The 1,271-nt window shown below is 49.8% G+C and carries 2 protein-coding genes; both read left to right on the top strand.

Going from position 1 to position 1,271, the window contains the following annotated elements:
- Positions 1-507: hypothetical protein (locus ACP5D4_RS21625; protein ID WP_428013670.1), on the top strand; the 507-nt coding region annotated here is incomplete at its 5' end.
- A gap of 78 nt (positions 508-585) precedes the next feature.
- Positions 586-1,218 (top strand): tRNA (guanosine(46)-N7)-methyltransferase TrmB, encoded by a 633-nt coding sequence (gene trmB / locus ACP5D4_RS21620; protein ID WP_428013669.1) that lies wholly within the window; start codon positions 586-588, stop codon positions 1,216-1,218.
- The last annotated feature ends 53 nt before the right edge of the window (positions 1,219-1,271 follow it).

Raw genomic sequence — 1,271 nt, 5'->3', positions numbered from 1 at the left:
CACGAGCAACAAACGAAACCCATGACTTCAACCCAAGTCCCCAAATACGTGCAAGACTTAATCGCGCTTTATGGTGGTGAGAGCGATCGTTTCCTAGGAACCTCCGTTTTTTACGAAAAAGTCCAACCCGACACCGATCTCGAACAAGTGGCTTTGTACTACCACAAGCAATTTGTCGGCGCAGCTTGGGAGCGTACTCAATACCACCGTTGGATGGAAGGTTGGGAACTGCTCTACCAACGTCCTGCTGATAAAAAAGGCGATGTTGTCAGCGAGTTTGAAGCGGTTTACGATATTTTGGAGTCAGTTTTAGAAATGCTACTCAATCCTTTGAAAAACGGAGACTACGAAACCGCTCCCCAAAAATTAGCGGCGGCTTATAACGCCCCAGACGTCGCCGATTTCAGAATTTATGGGATTTCCGATGAAGATATTCTACAGGGACGCTTAATTATCGGCTCTCGAACCCACGGAGAAACCACAATTTTGATTCTTTTAGACGATTAACCCGTTCTCAACTCTCCTCGATCGACTATCAATTACAATAGAATTCGTCGAGAGTTCAAACAAAAGGAGGAATCTCGCTTGTCTCCGGTACGAGTTCGCCAGCACGTTAACCCCCTCAGTCGTAAATACCAACAACCCGTCGCCCTCCCCGATTGGGCGCAGATTTATCCCGATTTAACCCAACCGATGCACCTCGATATCGGTTGCGCTCGGGGTCGGTTTCTATTTGAATACGCTCAAATCGAGCCGAATTGGAACTTTCTCGGGCTGGAAATTCGCGAACCTCTGGTAGACGAAGCGAACGATTGGCGCGATCGCGCCAATCTCGCCAACCTCCACTATCTCTTCTGTAACGTCAACATCTCCATCGAACCGATTCTGAAATCTCTTCCCGAAAACCTCCTCAAACGGGTGTCGATTCAATTTCCCGATCCTTGGTTCAAAAAACGCCACCAAAAACGCCGCGTGGTTCAACCGGAACTGGTGGCGGATTTAGCGAAATACCTGGTTCTCGGTGGGGAGGTGTTTCTTCAGTCGGATGTGGAAGAGGTGGAAGTGGAAATGTGCGATCGCTTCGCCGAACATCCCGCTTTTCGCCGTACTTCTGACGATTGGCTTGCGGAAAACCCGCTTGCGGTTCCCACGGAACGGGAAATCGCCACTCACAATAAAGGCGAACCTGTCTATCGCGCGATTTTCGAGCGAGTGTGACAGCTCTCATCCCCCTGTCGTTAAGTCCCTCTCCCAACGTTGGGAGAGGGACT

The sequence above is a fragment of the Baaleninema sp. genome, assembly GCF_049974805.1.
In the GTDB taxonomy this organism is placed as follows: Bacteria; Cyanobacteriota; Cyanobacteriia; order Cyanobacteriales; family Geitlerinemataceae; genus Baaleninema.
Note: the sequence above shows the minus strand (reverse complement) of the source record. Positions and strands in the feature narration are given on the sequence as shown.